At 31.4% G+C, this 7860-nt stretch carries 2 protein-coding genes; both read right to left on the reverse strand.

The window, feature by feature from the left end:
* Nucleotides 1-58 precede the first annotated feature (58 nt).
* On the reverse strand, nucleotides 59-6328 hold the full coding sequence (locus tag CALSC_RS09755; RefSeq protein WP_088241160.1) for an AAA family ATPase: 6270 nt from the start codon (nucleotides 6326-6328) through the stop codon (nucleotides 59-61).
* 94 nt (nucleotides 6329-6422) lie between these two features.
* On the reverse strand, nucleotides 6423-7860 hold a 1438-nt coding region (locus tag CALSC_RS09760; protein ID WP_143288207.1), incomplete at its 5' end, for a carotenoid oxygenase family protein.

Genomic DNA, 7860 nt, shown 5'->3' on the forward strand with positions numbered 1-7860 from the left:
TATAGCACTATGAAATTAGGTTAGGACATTGTTGAAGGCTGAAACCTAAAAATACTGATTATTCTTCTGCCAACATCATTTTTACCCAAGCGAGATCAAATATCAATTCATAAATGCGATTATTAACCTTGAGCATTCCTTGCTCTTGAATAACTAAACCAGACAAAAGTAATTCCCTTACTTCTCGACTCTCAACCTTGATAATATTTCCTTCCAGTAAGATTCGTTGATAAATTTGCCAAAGTTTGACAACTTCTAATTTCTGGTTGGGTAAATGATTTTGTGAGCTATTATGGCAAAGTCGATCCCGAATCGTCCTTAAATGCTCTGGCTCATCTTGGGATTCCCAATTCTCAATGATTTGGGTTTGGATCAAATTCTCAATCCATTCAGCTTCACTATTAGTAGGAATGCAAGATGGTGAACTACGAATAAGTTTGCAAATTTTTTGGGTTAGGAATGGCTGACCATTTGTCCATCCTAATACTTCTTTGAGGACAATTTGAGGGTTCCTAACTTTTTCTTGTAATCCTTGCAGTAAAGGTTGGGCTTCATGTAATTTGAACCCTTGTAATGGAATCGCATTACCAATATTAAAAGGAGTACGATTTTTATCTTGAATAAATTGAGAAGATGTACCTACACCAAATAGAACAAAATTTAATCGATTATATTCTACATTACTCGCTCGTTGATTATAGCAATTACGAATTAGAATGAAAAAATCATCAATATCAAAATCTAAGTTGATTGTGTTATCAATTTCGTCAATAAAAATAATAATTTTTTCACTAATACTTTTAAGTAATATCTGATGCAAAAATTCACCTAAACGCTGAACAGGTGACAACATGTCATGGTCACGCCACCATTTACGGATATCAATTGTTTCTAATAAATTCAAATTATTGGCTAATATATAAATAAATCCTACATACCATTGTTCTATAGTTACATAACGATTGCCAATTTCTGAAATATCAATAGCAGCACAGACAAAACCTTCTGCTTGTAATCTTTTCATAATTTGGACTCGCAGGCTAGATTTACCCATTTGGCGAGTATTGAGGACATAACAAAAATGACCCGTCTTCAAAGATTTGTAGAGATATCTATCCGCAGAACGTACTACATATGTAGGTGCATCCATTGGTAAACTACCACCTACTTGATACTCGTATTTAGAAATTTTATCCCCACTTCTCAGTAATGCATTCTCAATTAATAAATCAGACTGAGTAGCTTTGAGTATTTCTAAAGTTTCTGATAGTTTTTGTGTTCTTTCTTCTACTTTCTTTTCTAAATTAATATTAGAATACTCTAATTCCGTGGCTGCTTTTTCTAAAGCAATGTTTTTTTGTGATAATTGTTTAGTAAACTTAATCCTTTGAGCTTCAGCTTGCTTCCGTTCAGTGATATCTTGAAATACTGCGATCGCATAAATTATTTCACCATTTTGATCAAAAATAGGTGTTGCTGCTACCTCCAAAGGGATAACTCTATCACCATGATGAATTTCCATATCATCTATGCTCACGGTTTTACCTTGCAACGCCATAACAATAGGTTGCTTTTCATATGGATAAAAATCTCGGGTATCTAAGACATAAGGTCTATAAACATCTGACAACTTATCTAAACTAATATCTGAAACTATACCTTTACCGAGTATTTGCTGTGCAATCTGATTCGCATAATAAGGTTGACCCTTGGAGTCAGTCACAAATATACCCACAGGTACAGCTTCTAGGAATTGAGAGAATCTTTGTTCGCTACTAGATAATGCATTTTGGGCTTGTATACGCTCTTTAATCTGTTGAGTTAAACTATTATTTAAAGAGGTCATTTGTTTATATAATCTAGCATTTTCAATAGAAATAGCAGCTTGGGAAGATAATATTTTTAAAATTTCTAATCTATCTGAGCTAAAAGCTCCTGTAACTATATTGTTCTCTAAATATAATATACCGATAGATTTACCTTGATAAATAATAGCAGTACATAAAATAGATTTGGGTTTTCTAGAAGCTATATAAATATCATGTGAAAATATCCCTTCACTAGTAGCATTTTCTAAAACTACATCTTGCTCACTCCTATACACATAATTAATAATAGATAAAGGTAATATAAATTGTTTCTCAGAACATACTGATACTTCTATATTTCCATTATCTGGATTGATTTGACCATACGCTTCTAGAAATAAATTACCATCTACATCTAATAATAAAAAGCATGATTGAGCCCCAGCATTTTCTAACACAATTTTGAGCATTTTTTCTAGTAATCTATCTAGAACAATTTCACTAGTAAAAACTTGTGATGCTTTGATCACTGCTTTTAAATCTATTTGATTAGCTCTAGTACTATTACTAATAATATTTTTATTGTAGTTAATTTTATTGGGATCGATAATATCTATTGTAGATATTTTATTGAATAAATCGGCATATTTAGATTTTAAATTTTTAACCTTAGCCTTTGCTCCCCAATAACTATAGCCATAGTAGGCTTCCTTTATATGCACTTCTGCAATTTTTAATCTTCCAAAAGAAAGATAAAAATCTGCTGCTCTTTCATTAGCTAAGGCTTCTTCATGAATATATCCAGTTTCTTGTGCTCCACTAATAGCTAGTTCGTAATATTCCATCGCTAATAGTTTTTGTCCAAGAATACGAAGTTTTTCTGCTTCTATTAGGTCATATTTATGTTGATAATTTGCAGGACAATTTTCTGCCCATATATTCATTTTTTTTTGGTTATCATCTATGATATCTGTAATATTTTTACTCTCGTTTAGATGAGATTTGGTTTTGGCATCAGCAGATTGTAAATATTCAGCAAGAATTGCCAAAGAATAGTAAAAAATATAGTTTACATAACCTATAGTAGTAGTTATTGGTTCTATATAATTTTCAGCTAATTTGGCATTTTTTATAGATTCTTGATAGTCTCCAAACAAGTAACAAAGAATAGTTTTAGCTAAATAGATTGAAAATAATGATTGAATATTATTAACTTCTAATAGATAAGGTAAAAGTTCTGCCTCATTCAATTCTTCACCTATAAGACAAGATGAATTATTTTTAGAATCTAGTAGATTTAAAGTAACTTGCCTCCATATTTTGGCATAGTAAAAAGAAAAATCATTTTTCAGTTGACGAATTAAATTAATATATTTACATTGGTCACTATTGACCTGCTCTAGATTAATTCCCAATAAAAATATATTCTGAGAATAAAACATGGCAGCATAACTTGTATACTCTAAATCGCCATTTTTTAGTCCAATTTCAATTGCTTTTAATGACAAATCTAAAGCTTTTTTACCATGTTCTTTCCAGTGTATAATACAAATAGAGACTAGATGATAAACTCGAGACATTGTTTGCTGTACATCTAATTTCTCAATCAAATTTACAGCTAATTTGCCAAAATTATATCCTAAATCTATCTTGTTAATTGAACTGCATAAAAGCAACCCATAAAGTCCATAAGCATAAGCAGAAGAGTAAGTATTTCCATACTGACTACAAATATTAATCATAGTGATAATAATTGGTTCTACTAGTCCCGGATTACTAGTAAAAGCAGCAGCAGTAATTGTCTCTAGAATATCTACTGCTACTATTTGGTGAATATTACTCATTTCTGGTAAATTCAACAAATCTTCAATAATGAGTGTCTTATTAATTTTTTGGGAAAGTTTTACTTCTAAGATATCCAAAACTTGCAATCCAATATCGAGAGCTTTTTGCATCTCATTTTGATAAATATAAAATTTAATTTGCAGTTCATATAATTTAATCTTGTCAAGAATATTATCAGTTTTTTGAATGGCAATCTTAGAAAGATTAAATGCTGAATTTATGTTAGTTTGGATAAATTCTAATTCTATATTTTCCAGGTATAATTCAAAGGTTAACTGATAGTTTTTCACCCAACTATCTACATGTAATAAATTTAAGCCAAAACGGAGATATTCCAGTGATGAAATATAAGCATTGGCAGCCTTAGCTTTCTGACCTGCAATTAGATTTAAGTGGGCTAATTCGTACTTATCTGACTGGCATTTACTAGATTTATAGCCAATATTTAGTTGATTTACTAAATCAAATACTTTTTCTTCTATTTGTTTATAATCAGTTTGATTAAGTAATAATTTACCAATTTGCCAATGATTTTTTTGCTTATTTTTATAGGGGATTAGAGAATATACAGCTTGTTGCACTCTATCATGTAAGAATTTATATCTAATTTTTTCCGATTTTTGCTTTTCATTTGCTAATGATTTCTCATCTGTAGATACACAATTATTGATGAGATTGTCAATCATGATTTCATCACTAATAGGTAAAATAAAACCAGTATTAACTGCTTCTAACAATTTCTTTCCCGTGCAAATTCTATTCTGATTATTTATAATAGATAAAGTATCTAAATCAAATTTATTTCCAATACAAGCAGCTATTTTTAAAATATTTTGGGTCTCATTATCTAATTTTTCAATATTACTAACCATTAATTCAATTACATTATCACTAATCTCCATTTTTTGAATTTTATCAATATCCCATTGCCATACTCGATGATGGTAATCAAATATTACTAATTTTGAATGATAAATAGTTTTTAGTAACTGGATTAAGAAGAAAGGGTTACCATTAGTCTTTTTATATAAAATTTCTGCTAACAGATATGAAGTTTCCGAGTTACATTTATAAATATCAATCAGTAATTGTTTTATATATTTTTTATTCAGAGGAGAAAGGTTAATGATATTTAATCGAGCTTTTTTATTTTGCGTTTTTGCTAATATATTTATGAAAGAATTGGCATTATTTACCTCATAATTCCGATATGTCCCAATCATTAATAGATGCTTAATATCAGAACTATTTATTAATAATTTGATTAATTCTATAGAGGCTGAATCTGCCCAATGTAAATCATCAAGAAATATAACTAATGGATGCTCTTGAGTAGTAAAAATATCAACAAATTTCTCAAATACTAAGTTAAACCGGTTTTGAGATTCAGTTATTGGTAGACGAGGAACCACAGCTTGTTTACCAATAATTATTTCTAAATCAGGAACTAAATCTGTAATTATTCGAGCATTACTACCAAGATTATTGATGATTTTTTGTTGCCATTCATGAATTTCTACATTATTTATTGTTAATAATTGTTTGATTAATGTTTGAAAAGCTTCAATGAAACCTACATAAGGAATATTTTGTTTAATTTGTGAGAATTTACCAGAAATAAAATAACCATTATTATTAATAATATTTTTTTTGATTTCATTGATTAATTCTGTCTTGCCAATACCTGCATAACCAGCTACTAAAGTAATTTCCTTACCACCTTTACTGACCCTATTAAAAGCAGATAGTAATTGCTTAATTTCTGTTTCCCTTCCATATAATTTTTGAGGAATCTCAAAATTGCCTGATATATCTTGTTGACCTAGAGAAAAATTATTAATTTTATTGAATATTTCTAGTTGTACCAGACAAGTTTTGATATCAGTTATGAGTCCAAAACTACTTTGATATCTATCTTCTGGATTCTTAGACATTAACTTCATCACAATATCAGAAACCACTGGAGGAATTTCTGACATAATTTGCTGTGGTGATATTGGTTGTTTAGCAATATGACTATGAATTAATTCTAGAGAATCTGTAGTCTCGAAAGGTAACTTCCCTGTCAGAATTTGATAAAAAGTGACTCCCAAAGAATAATAATCTGTGCGATAGTCAACTGGTCTATTCATCCGACCAGTTCTTTCTGGCGAGATATAAGCAGGTGTTCCTAAAATAACATTAGGATTACTAGTGCTTTTTATCTTTTTATTTGGACACTCAGCAATTCCAAAATCAATAATTTTTATTTTTTGTGTTGATTCATTAATAATAATATTATCCAACTTTATATCATTATGAATGATTTCGTGTTGATGTATTTCCCCTAAAGCATTAACAATATTAATAGATAAATTGAGAAAATCAATAATACCTATCTTACGATATTGGAGATAATTTATTAGTGATATATAAGGAGAATATGGCCTTATTAAAACATATAAATTGCCAATTTTTTGCAAGCAATCATACTTACAAATAGATTCTATTTCCAGGTCTTTAATTATTTTATATTCATTTGTAATTTGGGCTATATTTTCTCTAGTATCAGGAGAATCAATAATTGTTTTGAGAATAACTTCTTGCTGATCACAAGTTCTGATAGCGGCATAAATGGTTTTGGCTCCGCGTTCAACAAGTTTTGCTGTTATTTCGTATCCAGGAATCAACAACATGGTTCTATTCAGCTTGTTCAAAAAAATAAAAGGATGAATATTTATATTCATCCTCATACTCATACTGTTATAAATAATAAACTGTATCTGTTAGTTAATCTTCAAAATGGGGATATATCTCTTTCTCAAACAGCTCTTGAATCTCTGGAGATTTCTGTTTGACTATATCTTGGTAATCTTGACGTACTCCAATATGATAACTAGCATTGCGAGGAGCAGTTTTAGCTAGCCAAGCAGTATGAATTGTAAATCCAAAGTCGAGAGAAGGGTGACTAAGTTTACATAATGCTCCACTGGCTAAATCTTGAGCATCAAAAATCCAAATTTCGTTACCTACTCCAGACAAAACGGCACAAAAGATGTAGCCATTAGTGGAATCTCCTTGATTATCCTCACGGGGGATAAATTGAGCTGAGTTCACCATGTAACCTTTGGGAAATTCATAGCGATCGCTAATATTTAAAGATTCATCGGATGTATATATACGATACAGGTGTGCGGGTATGCCTGTATCTGCCAAACGTAGTAGTTCTTCTACTGGTACGGCTCGATATTTATAATCTTTGTACAGTTGTAAAACTGAATCACTGATTAATTCTTTCCACAATCCCAAAGATGTCCAGTAAATATTGTCTAGACGTGGGGGAATTGTGGTTGTACTTGAGTCTCGATAGGCGTAATATCCGATACCCCAGGTACACTGAGAATCATAAATTTTTTGAGCTTTGAGTACTTCACCACTTTCTCCATCAACTTTATATCTCCCCATGCGGCTAATATCCAAAGCATTAGTTATCATCCCATGCAAACGAGGGTCTACAGGATTATGAGGTGGATAGGGAGATTTATCATAATTACGAATCCATTGGGCTCCATCCCAAGCACAAATTTGAGCCAAGTGGAGAGTAATTTGGTTGTCAGGATTTTCATAGTCAACCAAAAAGTGGACTGTTTCTAAGGGAATGACTACTTTCTGAGCTACCACTTCCACCTCTAGATCATTGCTTGCAGGATATTGTCCTGCCTTGAGTTGGCGGCGAGGAATAATATATATGGTGGTGTTTGGTGACTGGGGACGACCTAAAAGAGCCTGGATCGTTTTGTCCACAGCCTTGCTATTGGGGACGGGGTTGTTGATGACTTGCTCTAACCCAAATTGGAAGGCACTGTCCATTAATATAATGTAATCTTGAGACATGCCAATTTGATGCATGGTTTGCTCAATTTTTACCGGAGTTTTATCTGGTAATACAACTCTCCACCGTTCTAGATCACCTTTACCATCCCAGCGAATTAGGTAAACAAAGTTGTCAACGTCTACACCAGCAATTTTTTCAAATATATTGGCATAGAACTGTAATAAATTGTCGGAGGCTTGAAAAAATCTTTGAAACAAATTTCGGAGATACTCTACTCGTAAAAATTCCGATAATCCTTCCAGAAAGCTATCAATTTCTTCGGGAATTTGGTCTAGATCGTAAATTAAGGGTATAGCTTGCAGAATATTCCCCAAAGAGCGACCGTAATTGACT

Origin of the sequence: Calothrix rhizosoleniae SC01 (genome assembly GCF_900185595.1) — a bacterium.
Classification (GTDB): Bacteria; Cyanobacteriota; Cyanobacteriia; order Cyanobacteriales; family Nostocaceae; genus Calothrix_A; species Calothrix_A rhizosoleniae.

Bases quoted from the DNA above. Each gene is read 5' to 3' on its own strand.
- CALSC_RS09755 (WP_088241160.1), bottom strand. From the start codon at position 6,328: ATGTTGTTGATTCCTGGATACGAAATAACAGCAAAACTTGTTGAACGC.